The 15,213-nt window shown below is 35.9% G+C and carries 18 protein-coding genes; 8 read left to right on the forward strand and 10 right to left on the reverse strand.

Features of this window, described 5'->3' with window-relative positions:
- Positions 1-192: 192 nt before the first annotated feature.
- From ACJJVT_RS12330 to ACJJVT_RS12345, 4 genes are all read right to left on the reverse strand, one after another.
- Positions 193-759 carry a hypothetical protein gene (locus ACJJVT_RS12330; RefSeq protein WP_405399061.1) on the reverse strand — a complete coding sequence of 189 codons (567 nt, stop codon included), beginning with the start codon at positions 757-759 and terminating at the stop codon, positions 193-195.
- 241 nt (positions 760-1,000) lie between these two features.
- Positions 1,001-1,726, reverse strand: coding sequence for a tRNA-uridine aminocarboxypropyltransferase (locus ACJJVT_RS12335; protein WP_405399063.1), 726 nt, complete (start codon positions 1,724-1,726; stop codon positions 1,001-1,003).
- Between the two features lie 120 nt (positions 1,727-1,846).
- The gene (locus ACJJVT_RS12340) at positions 1,847-2,128 is read right to left on the reverse strand and encodes a DUF3144 domain-containing protein (RefSeq protein WP_405399064.1); all 282 of its coding nucleotides are present in this window, start codon (positions 2,126-2,128) and stop codon (positions 1,847-1,849) included.
- Between the two features lie 267 nt (positions 2,129-2,395).
- Positions 2,396-2,887, reverse strand: coding sequence for a YkgJ family cysteine cluster protein (locus ACJJVT_RS12345; protein ID WP_405399066.1), 492 nt, complete (start codon positions 2,885-2,887; stop codon positions 2,396-2,398).
- A gap of 75 nt (positions 2,888-2,962) precedes the next feature.
- On the opposite strand from ACJJVT_RS12345, the gene ACJJVT_RS12350 reads away from it, so the two are divergent.
- The gene (locus ACJJVT_RS12350; RefSeq protein ID WP_405399068.1) at positions 2,963-3,676 is read left to right on the forward strand and encodes a class I SAM-dependent methyltransferase; all 714 of its coding nucleotides are present in this window, start codon (positions 2,963-2,965) and stop codon (positions 3,674-3,676) included.
- Positions 3,677-3,721: 45 nt separating this feature from the next.
- Complete coding sequence (locus ACJJVT_RS12355; RefSeq protein WP_405399071.1) at positions 3,722-4,624, forward strand: hypothetical protein; 903 nt, start codon at positions 3,722-3,724, stop codon at positions 4,622-4,624.
- Between the two features lie 16 nt (positions 4,625-4,640).
- Here ACJJVT_RS12355 and ACJJVT_RS12360 read toward each other — a convergent pair whose 3' ends face one another.
- Complete coding sequence (locus ACJJVT_RS12360; RefSeq protein WP_405399073.1) at positions 4,641-5,273, reverse strand: 7-carboxy-7-deazaguanine synthase QueE; 633 nt, start codon at positions 5,271-5,273, stop codon at positions 4,641-4,643.
- Positions 5,274-5,444: 171 nt separating this feature from the next.
- On the opposite strand from ACJJVT_RS12360, the gene ACJJVT_RS12365 reads away from it, so the two are divergent.
- From ACJJVT_RS12365 to ACJJVT_RS12385, 5 genes are all read left to right on the forward strand, one after another.
- Positions 5,445-6,950, forward strand: coding sequence for a helicase HerA-like domain-containing protein (locus tag ACJJVT_RS12365; RefSeq protein WP_405399074.1), 1,506 nt, complete (start codon positions 5,445-5,447; stop codon positions 6,948-6,950).
- A gap of 3 nt (positions 6,951-6,953) precedes the next feature.
- A complete protein-coding gene (locus ACJJVT_RS12370; RefSeq protein WP_299320983.1) occupies positions 6,954-7,508 on the forward strand; it encodes a hypothetical protein in 555 nt (184 codons plus the stop codon).
- A gap of 65 nt (positions 7,509-7,573) precedes the next feature.
- The gene (locus tag ACJJVT_RS12375; RefSeq protein ID WP_405399076.1) at positions 7,574-8,413 is read left to right on the forward strand and encodes an alpha/beta fold hydrolase; all 840 of its coding nucleotides are present in this window, start codon (positions 7,574-7,576) and stop codon (positions 8,411-8,413) included.
- Positions 8,414-8,470: 57 nt separating this feature from the next.
- Positions 8,471-8,722: a Rho termination factor N-terminal domain-containing protein gene (locus ACJJVT_RS12380; RefSeq protein WP_299796917.1), complete on the forward strand. Its 252-nt coding sequence runs from the start codon at positions 8,471-8,473 to the stop codon at positions 8,720-8,722.
- Positions 8,723-8,724: 2 nt separating this feature from the next.
- The gene (locus ACJJVT_RS12385) at positions 8,725-9,150 is read left to right on the forward strand and encodes a VOC family protein (RefSeq protein ID WP_299320990.1); all 426 of its coding nucleotides are present in this window, start codon (positions 8,725-8,727) and stop codon (positions 9,148-9,150) included.
- A 128-nt stretch (positions 9,151-9,278) separates the two neighbouring features.
- Here ACJJVT_RS12385 and ACJJVT_RS12390 read toward each other — a convergent pair whose 3' ends face one another.
- The 3 genes from ACJJVT_RS12390 to ACJJVT_RS12400 all read right to left on the reverse strand — a co-directional run bounded on the left by ACJJVT_RS12390 (position 9,279) and on the right by ACJJVT_RS12400 (position 12,644).
- Complete coding sequence (locus ACJJVT_RS12390) at positions 9,279-9,860, reverse strand: hypothetical protein (RefSeq protein ID WP_405399078.1); 582 nt, start codon at positions 9,858-9,860, stop codon at positions 9,279-9,281.
- A 62-nt stretch (positions 9,861-9,922) separates the two neighbouring features.
- A complete protein-coding gene (locus tag ACJJVT_RS12395) occupies positions 9,923-10,894 on the reverse strand; it encodes an aldo/keto reductase (protein WP_405399079.1) in 972 nt (323 codons plus the stop codon).
- Positions 10,895-10,910: 16 nt separating this feature from the next.
- Positions 10,911-12,644, reverse strand: coding sequence for an alpha/beta hydrolase-fold protein (locus tag ACJJVT_RS12400; RefSeq protein ID WP_405399081.1), 1,734 nt, complete (start codon positions 12,642-12,644; stop codon positions 10,911-10,913).
- Between the two features lie 115 nt (positions 12,645-12,759).
- On the opposite strand from ACJJVT_RS12400, the gene ACJJVT_RS12405 reads away from it, so the two are divergent.
- Positions 12,760-12,906 (forward strand): hypothetical protein, encoded by a 147-nt coding sequence (locus tag ACJJVT_RS12405; RefSeq protein WP_405399082.1) that lies wholly within the window; start codon positions 12,760-12,762, stop codon positions 12,904-12,906.
- A 51-nt stretch (positions 12,907-12,957) separates the two neighbouring features.
- Here ACJJVT_RS12405 and ACJJVT_RS12410 read toward each other — a convergent pair whose 3' ends face one another.
- Both ACJJVT_RS12410 and ffh read right to left on the reverse strand, forming a co-directional pair.
- Entirely contained in the window at positions 12,958-13,842 is an 885-nt protein-coding gene (locus tag ACJJVT_RS12410) for a bifunctional 5,10-methylenetetrahydrofolate dehydrogenase/5,10-methenyltetrahydrofolate cyclohydrolase (protein WP_036152216.1), read from the reverse strand.
- Positions 13,843-13,875: 33 nt separating this feature from the next.
- Entirely contained in the window at positions 13,876-15,213 is a 1,338-nt protein-coding gene (gene ffh, locus ACJJVT_RS12415) for a signal recognition particle protein (RefSeq protein ID WP_405399085.1), read from the reverse strand.

Here is a 15,213-nt window from a genome sequence, read left to right on the forward strand (position 1 = left end):
ATTATAACAAATTCGCAACTAATCACCCAATATAATAAACTTTTGTTGATTTTATAACTGAGAGTTGTACTTTTTAAAAATCTTGTTTCAAAAATACAAGGCTTGAAATAGTATTTTCAATCGCAACAATAGTTAATTATCTTCTCTTGGAAAAAGAATATAAGACACTGTAAATATCATGTAGATTATCCTCTATGCAATTCTAACAACCCGACATTTTTCACACAATGGATACTCATTAAGTAATGGTTTGATTCGATTATGCATTTCGTCAAAGCTTTCGCCATATAAGTATAAAGAAGTTTCTTCACCTTCCCAATAACTAGCAATTTGTCCTGTTTTAAAATTTCCAAGCAGACGTTCAATCTCCTGATAAATATAATTTACATCACCGTTTTTATAAACATCATCTTCCAATTCATTACTTAGATATAAACCTAAACCTTCATGTTTTCCAAAAGGAATTGTTTTGGCTTCTGAATTCTCATCTTCCGGATAAATAATAAGTTTTGAACCCACAGGCGCTAACATCGCCTCCATAATTCCTATTATCTGATTAATATTATCATCAGAATCGTCTGAAATACTTAATTCAATATCACAAGATGCGATTTCTCCATTAGGCTGTTGTGAGGTACCGCCACCTACAGCTTCAGCTTTAAAATCAAGTTTTTCAAGAGTTTCTTGCAATACATCTTCTAAATCATGGCGATGCATTGGTTGTAACTTTGCGTTTAAATTAATGGTAAGGTTTATCATAACTTATATTTAATGAATTCAAAGTATATATAATAGTTTCGATTCAGTATGATAAATATTATAAGGCAATGGAATTACCTCTTTTAAACCTATACTGAAGAACTATTTATTTATTAACTTTTTCTCTTCCAACATATTGCAAGAAGAAAACCAAATCATGATATATACAAACACCTTTATAAAACACCTTTAAGCGTTTTCACCATTCTAGATGTTATCTTATTAAGTTAAACAATACTATCTATTCCAACTCAAAAACAACATTTCTCTCCTTATTATTTTTATACATCGTCTTCGGACCAATATCTCTGTTCGCAGTTTCGTTATAGTTTTTATTATGCGGATTTAGAATATAGTCGAGTTGATGTTCGATCATCTTTTCAAACGGGACTAGGAAGTCCGAAGTATCACATTGTTCTACCCCACCTTTCTTCAATAAATTTAAAACTGTATAAACCGACTCGATAGTACTAAGGCAAAGCGCCTCTGGCTGCTGCTTGATTATGAATTTTGATTCTATACTATTATCAAAACTTACTCTATTCAATTTTTGCAAGTTCGTACTTAGCTTTAGCATTTTACGAGCGCAGGGCCATGTACCATCGAGAATGAAAATATTAGCAGCATTACCCAGAAAAGCCTCCATTTCTGAACCATTTCTCTGAGATAGGTTAAAACTGTCTTTACCAGGATAGAGTAAGAAAGAACTACTTTTCTCATCGTTCAATATTTCATTGACGCGCTCATTATTATTAAAATCGACACCAACAATAATTTCTGAATTTTCAAGCTGAAGATTCGTCATGCACCCAGTTCCATTTTTTTCTTTCTTGTACTCTTTTGGGTGCATCAAAATAATGAAACGCGTATTGGTTTTGACGGTACTAATATGCTTACAAATACAGGTACTCGACGGACGCATACATTTGTAACATTTTACTCTTGGATTATTTATTTCAACTTGCAATATAAATTACTTTTGTTTTTCTCTTAAATGACATTGACCAAGCGTATAAAATCGTGGCATACAAAAAGGCTCTAGATTTTGCACTTATTATCTATACTTTATAACCGTGTAGTACTTAGTTTATTTCATATATTTTTCAAAATTATCAATATAATCTTGTACGTTTTCTCTCAACATTTTTTCATATTGAGTAGTAAAATATTTAATATTTTTTTCTTTAGCATTTTCCAGCTCTATGGCGTCTTTGCATCCAATTGCACTCATAAATGCGTTAAATCTAGACAGACCAAACATCATTGAAGCACTTACTTCACCCACATTAACATTGCCTTTCACCTGACTATTTGAAAGATTTATATGTTGATCAGCTCTATCATAAAATTTCTCGTCAATTTTACTCATTTTAGTTTTAATTTTAATTTTAGACCAAACCCATAATTATATCTAGTCTATTAGCAGGGGCATCAGGTGACAAAAAATCGAGAATTGTTTTTTCTGATCTTTCCAGCTGATGAGATGGGAGAATATTCTCCAACTTTTGTTTCGTCCAATACTTTAGGATATTTTGTCATTTTATAATTAAGCATAATAAAATACCATCACTAAAGATATCCGTTTCACCAATTCAAATTAATTTTCTTTAAATGCAAACCTACTCCAATCAACTTCTTACTTAATCAACTTCTTCATTTCCTCCACAATATTAAAAGCAGCTGGGCAAATAGCTACATTCTTTAGGGTAAGATTACTTATTTGCTGAAACTTCTTTCGATCTGTATGCGGAAACTCCCGACATGCTTTTGGGCGTACATCATAAATAGAACAGTAGTTATCGGACCCTAAAAAAGTACATGGCGTTTGTTGCAGTACAAAATCATTCTCCTCATCGACCCGTAAATAGGTTTCGATGAATTTCTGAGGTTTCATTCGAAACGATTTTGCAATACGCTCCACATCTGCATTGGTAAAAAGTGGTCCGGTAGTTTTACAACAATTGGCGCAGGTTAAACAATCGGTACGCTCAAATTCCGCCTCATGAAGTTCTTGCATGATATAGTCCAGATTCTTCGGCGGCTTCTTTCGTAGCTTGACAAAGAACTTTTTATTCTCGTTATGTTTTTCTTTTGCCTTTTGCGGCAATTCTGGTAAAACCTCTTCCATGTGCAAAATTAATTCTTCAAAACTAGCGAAGTAGTACCAAAAAGCGAGACTTTTGTAACTAGAAATACAAGAATTTTGAACAAGGACATTTTAGGTACGGCACTTTTAGATTATCAGAACGGTAACTACACTGAAGATATTACCACATATTCATCGCTACTCGAAGATGATATTTTACCGCTGCCTTATATGTTCAGGGGTTTTAAAGAAATGCCTGAGCTTGAGCAAAAGGCTTTACAACTATGTAAAGGCAACGTGTTAGATGTTGGTTGTGGTGCTGGCAGCCATGGGCTGTATTTACAAGAAAAAGGTCTTTTAGTCACTGGTTTAGATGCATCAAAAGGTGCTATTGAAGTCAGTAAATTACGCGGACTCAAAAACACTACACACTGCGAACTACTTAATTACGAAGGTGAGCAATTCGATACCATTCTAATTTTAATGAACGGCGTTGGCTTGGCAGGAACACTAGCCGGATTGGAACCGTTTTTCTCCAAATTAAAATCGCTTTTAAATGAGGGCGGACAAATTCTGTTAGATTCCAGCGATATTATTTACATGTTCGAAGATGACGAAGATGGTGGATATTGGATACCTGATAACGTTAATTACTATGGCGAAGTAAGCTTTGAAATGGAATATAAAAAGGAAAAAAGTGCATCTTTCCCTTGGTTATATGTAGACTACAACACCTTACAAAGAGCAGCAAATTATAGTAATTTAACATGTAAGCTTGTAATGGAGGGCGAACATTACGACTATTTAGCAAGATTGACGCATATGAAGTAATAGCGACTCTTTTTTTTCGTTATGCTATTTGTACAAAACAATTTTATGAATAAGCTCAAAAGTTTATTGCTAATTAGTATTCTAGCACTTGCTGTTTCTTGCTCCAAAAATTCTTCTGATAATGATAGCTCAGAAGCCAAGGTTGACAAGACTTCTAATTTACAGGCAACAGGAGATTCTGCCAAAGACATTCTCTCTAACGATACCTACGATAAACTTCTAATTGAAATAGCATATGTTACCGGTTTTAATCCGACCGAAGCTGCAATGACAGATTTTACAGCGTATCTAAAAGAGCACACCTTCAAAGAAGATATTGAATTAGTATATAAAGAATTATCTAGTCCGTCAGAAGATGAGCTTACATTACAAGAAATTGCAGATTTAGAAACCTCGAACAGAACAGCCTTTAATACAGGTAGCACATTGGCTATCTATATTTACTTTGCAGATGCACCGGCAGAAGGTGATGATTTAGAAGGCGGTCTTGTAACGTTAGGTGCTGTTTACCGCAACACTTCTATGGTTATACATGAAGCTACCGTAAGAGATTTAGCTAGTTTAAGTTCTTCTATTAGCGAAGCAGATGTAGAAACCACCACTTTAAATCATGAATTCGGACACCTTTTCGGTTTGGTCAATTTAGGTTCTGATATGGTAAATGACCATGAGTCTGAATCTGAAAATGAAGACGGACAATTAGTTCCTGATAACCATTGCAACCAAGCTGTTTGCCTTATGCGTGCAGAATTACAATTCGGTGGGTCTTCTGGTAAATCTTTACAATCAAATACTCTTGCTCAATATGAAGACGGCGTAAAATCTGGCTGTAGATTATCTGGCACAACCGTTTTAAGCTTGTTACAACAGCATACTGCTAAAACTACAAACACGGTGCCATTAGATGCCGAATGTGTATTAGATATTCAAGCTAACGGAGGGCGTTAATAAAGAACCTTAAATTTTAAGGGATATTTAAATACTTGTGCGTTTGCAATGACACTTTCCATTTCGGATTTTTCATCACATAGTCCACAATCATAGGCACAACCTTATCGCTAACACTCCATTCTGGTTGCAAGTATAAAATGCAATTGGCATTAGTTTTCGCAGCTTGCTCTTCAGCAAAAATTAAATCGTGCTTGTTATAAACAATCACCTTTAGCTCATGGGCTTCGTCGTAAATACGACCTTCAGGTAATTTGTTCTTTTTTGGTGAAAGACAGATCCAATCCCAATCGCCCGAAAGTGTATAGGCCCCAGAAGTTTCAATATGTGTTTTTAGACCTTTATCCTTTAATGCTTTTGTAATTGGGTTCATATCCCACATTAAAGGTTCTCCGCCTGTAATCACAATAGTATCAGAATATTTAGCGGCATTATCAACAATTTGCTCAATGGCAGTAGGCGGATGCGTTTCTGCATTCCAGCTCTCTTTTACATCGCACCAATGGCAACCAACATCACACCCGCCAACACGAATAAAGTAAGCTGCAGTTCCTTTATGAAAGCCTTCACCCTGTATTGTGTAAAACTCTTCCATTAAGGGTAAATACACCCCTTTATTCACTTTCTCAAGTACCTCCTCATTTTTCATTCGGCAAAGATACGTTTTAGTTGACAAATTCTATTAGAAGTACGCATCGGTAAATTCTGTACTCAGGCGCGTACTGTTCGTACGTCAAATGTTAAAAAGTCGTGATATTTAAGGCTACACATGTCTTTAGGTTTGGTTAAAAATCCCCTATTTTTATCGAAAATATATAAAATGGCCGGTACCGAAGATTTTTTTGAGCATATAGAAAAGGGATATGCTACGAAAGGCGATTACATTAATATGGGCGCAGCTATGCTAAATGGTGAAGCGGTTACTAATGCATTCGTGAAAATTCCGTTAAAAACTTTAAACAGGCACGGGCTTATTGCAGGTGCTACGGGTACTGGTAAAACAAAAACATTGCAAGTGCTTGCAGAGAATTTATCTGAAAAAGGTATTCCTGTAATGTTGATGGATTTAAAAGGAGATTTAAGCGGATTGGCACAACCTAGTCCCGGTCACGCTAAAATTGATGAACGTCATGCTAAAATCGGTTTCCCATTTGAAGCAAGTAGCTTTCCTGTAGAAATACTTTCGTTATCTGAACAAGATGGTGTAAAGTTGAGAGCCACGGTTTCTGAATTCGGACCAGTATTATTATCACGTATACTTGACCTCTCTGAAACGCAATCGGGTATTGTTGCCGTAGTATTCAAATACTGCGATGACCAAAAAATGCCATTGCTAGATTTAAAAGATTTCAAAAAAGTATTGCAATATGCAACAGGAGCCGGCAAGGCAGAATTCACAAAAGAATACGGTCGTATTTCTACAAGTTCTACCGGTACCATTCTTAGAAAAATTATTGAGTTAGAGCAACAAGGTGCTGAATTGTTTTTCGGTGAAAAGTCTTTCGATGTAAATGACCTAACTCGTATCGATGAGCAAGGCAGAGGCTATATCAACATTTTACGCCTAACAGATATTCAAGACAGACCTAAGTTATTCTCTACATTTATGTTAAGTCTACTAGCAGAAATATATGACACCTTCCCAGAGCAAGGCGATAGTGACAGACCAGAGTTAATTTTGTTCATAGACGAAGCACATCTTATTTTTAAAGAAGCTTCAAAAGCATTATTGGATCAAATAGAAAGTATTGTTAAACTGATACGTTCAAAAGGTATTGGTTTGTATTTTGTAACCCAAAACCCAACAGATGTACCAAATGATGTATTGTCGCAATTAGGGTTAAAAGTGCAACATGCATTACGGGCATTTACCGCTAGAGATAGAAAAGCAATTAAATTGACGGCAGAAAACTACCCAGAATCTGAGTTTTACGATACCAAAGAAGTACTTACCTCATTGGGTATTGGTGAAGCTTTAATATCTGCATTAGATGAAAAAGGTAGACCTACGCCACTTGCGGCTACATTATTACGTGCACCTATGAGCCGTATGGATGTATTGACCGATAAAGAATTAAAAGAGGTAAATGATAGATCTTCACTAGTAAAAAAATATGGTGAAGTAATTGATCGAGAAAGTGCTTATGAAATCTTGAACGAAAAGATTGAGAAAGCAGAGAAATTGGCGGAAAAAGAAAAGAACAAACCGGCTGCTAGAAAAACATCTAGCAGAACAAGCACAAGACAAAACCCGGTGATTAAAGTATTAACAAGTGCTACTTTTATTAGAGGTGTACTTGGAGTATTAAAAAAAGTGATGAGATAGCATATGAAGTTTAGATATACCCTTTTATTAATTTTCTGCTGTGGTTTACTAATAAATTGCACAGATGAGAAGAATACAGATTTTCAAATATCTGGTGATCAAGTTGGTAGATTATCAAAGCAAAGCTTAGCACGTGATATTGAATTAATTTTTGAAAAAGACTCGGTAGTACAAGATACCGTGAAGCTAAATTTCGGTAATGGTGCCAGTAAAATAAAAATTTACGAAAAAGGTGGGGCTTTATTATTGACCTTAACACCAAATAACGATAGCATTGCTACCATACAAAATGTACTGGTCAATGATGAACGCTTCGTAACAGATAAGGGCATTTCTAAAATAAGCACTTTCAAAGAAATACGAGAAAACTACCCGATTAAAAAAATCATAAGCGCAATTAATAATGTAGTGGTTTTACTGAAGGATAGTGATCTTTATTTCACCATAGACAAAAAAGAACTACCTGAAAGCCTTCGATATAATGCTAATAGCACTATTGAAGAGGTACAAATACCAGATACTGCAAAAGTAAAATACATGATGGTCGGTTGGGATTGATATTCTTAAAACCCTAAAATTTGATATCCTTCGGATAGCTTTTATACATTTCAAAATTTTATCAGGTGCCAGTATTCCTTCAAAAGCTTATACCTAAATTAATCGGATTCTACTTTAATATCCTTGTATGGTTTTCTCCAAAGAAAGCCGCTTACAAGGCTTTTTCAGTATTTACAAAGGTTAGAAAAGGTCGCGTTCTACCAAATCAAAAAGCATTTTTAGACCAAGCCAAACTAGAGGTATTATCATTAGATCAAAATGAAATTCAAGTTTACAATTGGCGCGGAAGCAAAGCAACCGTTTTACTAGTACACGGTTGGGAAAGCAATACCTGGCGTTGGCATAAACTCATAGAAAGATTACAAAAAGCAGATTATAATATCATTGCTTTTGATGCGCCCGCACACGGGTATTCTTCGGGCAGTATGCTACATGTACCACTTTATGCAGAAGCCGTACAGCAAGTACTGAACAAATACCGACCAACTGTTGTTATAGGGCATTCCATGGGCGGCATGTCTGTGTTGTATAATGAATCTATACACCCTAACGAAACCATTGAAAAAATAGTCACCATAGGTTCGCCATCAGAATTTCATGAAATTCTTACGCATTATAAAAACTTGCTAGGTTTCAATGACAAGGTTTTAAAAGCACTGAAAAACTTAGTGTACAACAAATTCCAATTTACGGTAGCCGAATTTTCAAGTTCTAAGTTTGTTCAAAGCAATACGAAAAAAGGATTACTCTTTCATGACAAATTTGATATGATAGCTCCGTACCATGCCTCTGTTGATGTGCATAAACATTGGAAGGGAAGTGAATTGGTAAGTACAGAAGGATTAGGGCATTCTATGCACCAAGATGGGGTAAATGAAAAGATTGTTTCTTTTTTAGAAGGATAATTTCCGATTGTATACAGCACACCCAAAAGTCACTTTTTATTTAAATTTAAAATTAAAATGGCAAAATCAAACAACATACCACAAATACAGAACGAAGAGCAATACGAAGCTTTAGTAGACAAAGGATACAGTAAAGAAAAAGCTGCACGTATTGCAAATACTAAAGATGCAGGAAAGAAAGGCGGTAAAGCTTCTACCTATGAAGAAAGAACTAAAAAAGAGCTTTATGACCAAGCTAAAGAAATTGGTATTGACGGACGTTCGAAAATGAGCAAAAAAGAGTTAATTTCAGCCTTAAGAAATAACTGATTATGCAAAACGTAACACCTTTCCACATTGCCATTCCCGTTCATAACTTAGCGGAATGCAGAACTTTTTATAGAGATATCTTAAATTGCGAAGAAGGTCGTAGTAGTGACCACTGGGTAGATTTCAATTTATTCGGACATCAATTAGTGATCCATTACAAACCTAAATCTGAGACAGAAAGCGTTCACCATAATCCTGTAGATGGTCATGATGTTCCCGTACCACATTACGGAGTAGTTTTACCTTGGGATGTATTTCAAAGCTTTTCAGAGGAGCTGAAATCAAAAGGTGTAAAGTTCGTCATTGAACCATATGTTCGTTTTGCAGGTAAAGTTGGCGAACAAGCTACCATGTTTTTCTATGACCCAGCAGGTAATGCTTTAGAGTTTAAAGCTTTTAAAGATATGGGGCAGTTGTTTGCGAAGTAAGCGAGTATAATTATTTATTCAAAAAATGTATTATTTTTTACTATTAATTAGTGATGAAGCTAACTAGTATTGACATAAGCAATTTATATATTTTGCCTAAACGAAATATTATTTATAGTATTTAGATTTTATCTCGTTAATCTAGATATTTTATATTCATTTTTCTTTTCAATGTATTCCTTTTCACTGATAAATTTATTGTTAAGTAACCAGCTCAATTGATTCATAAATGTTTCTTCTGGCAAGTCAGCATCAATTCTAGAATATTTGTTCTTTATCTTTTCTTTCGATAAATTTATAAGACCATCAACAAAAATTTCTACTTCTTTTCTAGAAGGTGAATCCAAAAAAAAACGAAGTTCATATCCTCCGCTTAGAGTAATTGTATTGTTCATTGGGGCTTTAAAACATACAAAACCAAGTAAGAGCATAAAGAGTCCACCCCAAACTAAAATATCGAGTTTCTCGTTCGGAGTTTCTTCGAAAAATGGTACAATCCAACAAGTTATAGCTATAAAAACAAAAAAAATTCCTATAATATTTAAGCCTTTTCTAGAATGTGTTACTACTGATTTTTGATGACCAATATATTCTATGTCAATAGTCTTCTCCGTAGAACTCAATAAATATTTTTCCTTAATATGTAATTCGGTTTCGTTAATTAGTTCAAATTCTTTTTTTTGAGAACCAATAATCTGTACTATTTTCATTAATTTTTTATGTTGGTTAAAACAACCTAATAACACTACCTGTATTAAATCTAGCTAAAATACTACTGCGACCAAGATGTCGGCACTCTGTCCCAACGATGCTTTTTTAACTCTTCATACAGTTCATTAGATAGTAATTTACCATCACTAGTGGCAGTATTAGCCAACACATTACGTTGCTTACGCATACCCGGTATTGTAGTACCGACATTATCGTTCATCAATATAAAACGAAGTGCCATTTCTGCCATGGTCATACCTTCAGGTATCAAAGGGCGTAAAGCATCTGCATGCTCTACCGAAGAAATTAAATTCTCAGGCACAAAATAGGTGCCACGCCAATCGCCTTCAGGGAAAGTGGTTTCTTTGGTCATAGTACCGGTCAATGTTCCTTCATCAAAAGGTACACGTGCAATGGTTGCTATGTCTAGCTCTTTACAGAGCGGAAACAAGTTATCTATTGGTGCTTGATCGAATATGTTGTAGATGACCTGTACAGCATCTAACAATCCTGTTTTTAAGGCTTTTATTCCATTTTCAGGCTCCCAACGATTCATACTAATACCCATTGCAGCTACTTTACCCGAAGTCTTTAAATCTTCAATAACGCGTTGCCATTCTTCTCGGTCACTCCAACCGTCATCCCAGGTATGAAATTGCATAAGGTCTATTTGTTCCAACCCTAAATTCTTTAAAGTCTTATGGATGTATTCCATTAGATGTTCTGTAGGATAAGAGTCCTCAAAAGCATATTCAGGTTTTGCTGGCCATTTAAAGTTTTTTGGCGGAATTTTACTCGCTGTATATAATTTCTTCGAAGGATGTCTTTTAACCAACTCTCCCAATAACTCCTCACTATGCCCTTCTCCATAACCCCAAGCGGTATCAAAGAAGTTGACTCCGTTTTCAACTGCCAAGTCTAATGATTTTGCAGATTGGACATCATCACTTGCCGTCCAACCGGCCATTCCCCACATTCCGTATCCTATTTCACTTACTTGCCAATCTGTACGACCGAATCTTCTGTATTTCATGTTTAAACCTTGTGTCTTATTTATACCTCCAACTTGTCAAATCTGCCCCTTTAGGAGCACTTTTCTCTATACGCTCCATAATCTTAGGCACGTACATGCTGTTGTATCTTAAACGAGTAATAGCGTTAGGTTGGTCTGGATCTCCGTTCCAACAATGTTCGTCTCGATCTCCATATAAAACCTCGCCTTCATAATAAGGTTCGGTAGTACTCTCTAAGAAATCTTCCATTAAATACACCGCATTGTTTAGATAGTAATTATCCATATCGCCACAATAAATATGAATTTTCCCTTTTAGGTTATCACCCAGCTTATCCCAATCGCGTTCTAGAATATGACGAAGATCGAAATTCTCTTTCCAGTATTCAGCTACCTTAGGATCGATATCGCCGGTCTTTTTATCCCAAATCCGCTCTGGGTAACCATCATCACCTTGTGGAGAATAGGTTGCTTCCCAAATATCCCATTGTTGTCCGGATCTCGATTTATCTCCCAACACCAATTCTAAATGATTTCCTTGTTTTAAGGTAGATTGTATTTGCCCTAGGTAATTACGATGCGATGGCACTTCTAATGTTTTATGTGCACTCTTATAGAAGTAGGCATTTTCATCTTCATATATATTCGTTAAGGTATACGCTCTAAAATCTATGGGATCTGGGCATGCCGCAAAACAACCGTTATATTCATCTGGGTATTTCACCTGTACTGCCAAAGCTTCCCAACCACCGGTAGAACCACCATAAAGAAAACGAGACCACCCCTCTCCCATTCCTCTAAATTGTTTTTCTATTTCCGGAATCAATTCATAGGTAATGGCATCACCATACGGACCTTGACTTGCAGAATTCACTGCATAAGAATCATCATAATATGGTGTAGGATGCTGAATTTCAATAATAATAAAACGAGGGAAATCTGGTTCGTTCCATCGCTTATAAAAATCATAGGCTTCTTGCTGTTCTATAACATTATACCCTTCTAAACTAAATCGTTCAGAATATTCTGGTTTCATTTTAGGATCTGGAGGTGTAGTTCTGAATCCGCCAAAATCTGAAGGAAAATGTCCGTGAAAAACCATTAAAGGATACTTAGCTTCCGGATGCTCCTCAAATCCCTTTGGGAGCAACACATGAGCTCCTAAGAAAATATCTCTTCCCCAAAACTCAGAAAGCTTTTCTGACTTCACCTTTACGTGTTTTATCCACTTAGTATCTTCTGGTTCTGCAATTGGCGCAATTACTTGATCTAAATCAACCGACACATTTTCAAAGCCGTTACTTGCAACTCTAATTTTAAAAGGCTTACTATATAAATTACCAGGAGATTTTTGCCATTGCTGCCCCTCGCCATTATCCATAGGCAACTTAACTGTATGACCGGTAGAAAGGTTAAAAGTTTCATACACGTTTAAAAGTGCCTGCACATTATATTCCCCAGGTGGTACATCTTTTAAACTTTCGTATGGATAACCAAATACAATTTCATCAAAAGTCAGCACAGAATCTTTAGCCCAATTCTCCACATTCATACCGAAAATGAGTTGCGTTTTGAGTCCGTCATTAATCTGAAACCTTGGTTCATTGCTATCATCTGAAGAAAGCATTAGTAGTAACCTACCATCTTTTGCCAAAGAATCTACCTCAGCTGAATAACTAACATCAATTGTAAACTTATGCTCTAATTTAGGAGGTTCTGAGCACCCCATTACAAAAGCTACGACCACTAGAACCAAAAGAATTTTTCTCATAAGGATAAATGTTTCACAAAAGGTACAGTATTCTATAATCACATCAAATACCAAGACTAAAATTTCAACGTTTTAAATACATGACCTTTTAGTATTGCACCTAAAAACCTATGCTATGAAAAAATTATTATACACCTTATTAATCGGAGTTTCGATAACATTAGTAGCAAGTTGCGATTATGATGATAGCAATGACATCGACATCTTAACACCGAATGACACTACTGAAACGGGAGTAACCATCAATAAATTACCGGCATAAAAAAAGCCTTACAATAGTATTGCAAGGCTCATTTTATGATTTTAAAGAAATCTAATTTCTACTTCTATGTCTCTCACGAGCTAACAATGTATTTTTCAATAGCATTGCAATGGTCATAGGACCAACACCACCAGGAACGGGAGTAATGTACGATGCTTTTTTACTTACATTTTCAAAGTCAACATCACCCGTAATATAATATCCTTTTTCTTTAGTTTCGTCTGGTACTCTAGTAATACCCACATCTATTACAACCGCATCATCTTTTACCATTTCTGCTTTCAAGAATTTTGGCACTCCCAATGCAGAGATAACAATATCTGCCTGCGAAATAATCTGTGTAATATTTTTAGTGTGGCTATGAGTAAGTGTTACGGTCGAGTTACCTGGCCATCCTTTTCTACCCATTAAAATACTCATTGGTCTACCCACAATATGGCTACGACCAATAACTACAGTATGTTTCCCTTTTGTATCTACTTTATAACGTTCCAGTAATTCAAGAATACCGAACGGAGTAGCAGGTATGAACGTACTCATATCTAACGCCATTTTACCGAAGTTGGTAGGGTGAAATCCGTCAACGTCTTTATCTGGATCAACGGCCATAATCACCTTTTGGGTATCTATTTGCTCTGGTAAAGGCAATTGAACAATAAAACCATCGATATCATCATCAACGTTCAATTCTTTAATCTTGTTCAATAATTCTTGCTCAGAAGTGGTACTCGGCATTTGAATTAAAGTAGATTCAAAACCGATACGCTCGCAAGAACGCACTTTACTACCTACGTAAGTTAAACTAGCGCCATCACTACCAACAATAATTGCTGCTAAGTGTGGTACTTTTTCACCACGTTCTTTCATCTTGGCAACCTCTGCCTTGATTTCTTCTTTTATTTCGTTGGATACTTTTTTACCATCCAATAATTCCATATCCGCTTCTTTTTAAGTTGTGTAGTTTGGTTGTTATTTCATTCCTTTCATGGCACCCATCATCTGCATCATCTTCTTACCGCCGCCACCTTGCATCATTTTCATCATTTTGCTCATTTGATCAAACTGCTTTAAAAGCTGATTGATTTCTTGAACTTCTCTTCCAGAACCTTTTGCAATACGTTTTTTTCTACTTGCATTTAATTTAGATGGTGTAGAACGTTCTTCTGGAGTCATAGAATATATAATAGCTTCTATATGCTTGAAAGCATCATCATCAATATCCAAACCTTTTAAGGCTTTTCCCGCTCCAGGAATCATCCCCATAAGGTCTTTCATATTACCCATCTTCTTGATTTGCTGAATTTGGCTCAGAAAATCATCGAATCCGAATTTATTCTTGGCAATCTTCTTTTGGATCTTTCTAGCCTCCTCTTCATCAAACTGTTCTTGAGCCCTTTCTACAAGTGATATCACATCACCCATACCCAAGATACGATCTGCCATACGTGATGGGTAGAAAATATCAATAGCTTCCATCTTCTCTCCAGTACCAATGAACTTAATTGGCTTATCTACCACAGATTTAATAGAAATAGCGGCACCACCACGGGTATCACCATCTAACTTGGTTAAGATAACACCATCAAAATTCAAGATATCGTTGAAAGCTTTTGCTGTATTCACAGCATCTTGACCGGTCATAGAATCTACTACGAACAAAGTCTCTTGCGGCTGAATCGCTTTATGAATGTCAGATATCTCTGCCATCATTTTCTCATCTACAGCTAAACGACCAGCGGTATCAATTATAACCACATTATACCCTTCCGCCTTTGCCTTTGCAATACCTGCTTGTGCTATAGCGACTGGATCTGTATTTTCCCTATCTGAATATACAGGTACATCTATCTGCTCACCAACTACGTGCAACTGATCAATTGCCGCCGGACGGTATACATCACAAGCAACCAATAACGGCTTTTTAGATTTTTTTGTTTTTAGGAAATTGGCAAGTTTACCAGAAAAGGTAGTTTTACCAGATCCCTGCAAACCAGACATTAAAATAACCGATGGATTCCCGGACAGATTAATACCTTCTGACTCACCACCCATTAATTGGGTAAGTTCATCTTTTACAATCTTGACCATTAACTGACCAGGTTGTAAGGTGGTCAATACATCTTGCCCCAACGCCTTTTCTTTTACCCTATTGGTAAATTCTTTGGCTATTTTAAAGTTAACATCCGCATCCAATAAGGCTCGGCGTACTTCTTTGGTAGTCTCTGCAACATTAATTTCTGTAATCTGACCATGTCCTTTTAGTACATGTAATGCCTTGTCTAGCTTATCGCTTAAATTATCGAACAT

This window comes from Maribacter sp. Asnod2-G09 (assembly GCF_045063795.1).
Lineage (GTDB): Bacteria > Bacteroidota > Bacteroidia > Flavobacteriales > Flavobacteriaceae > Maribacter.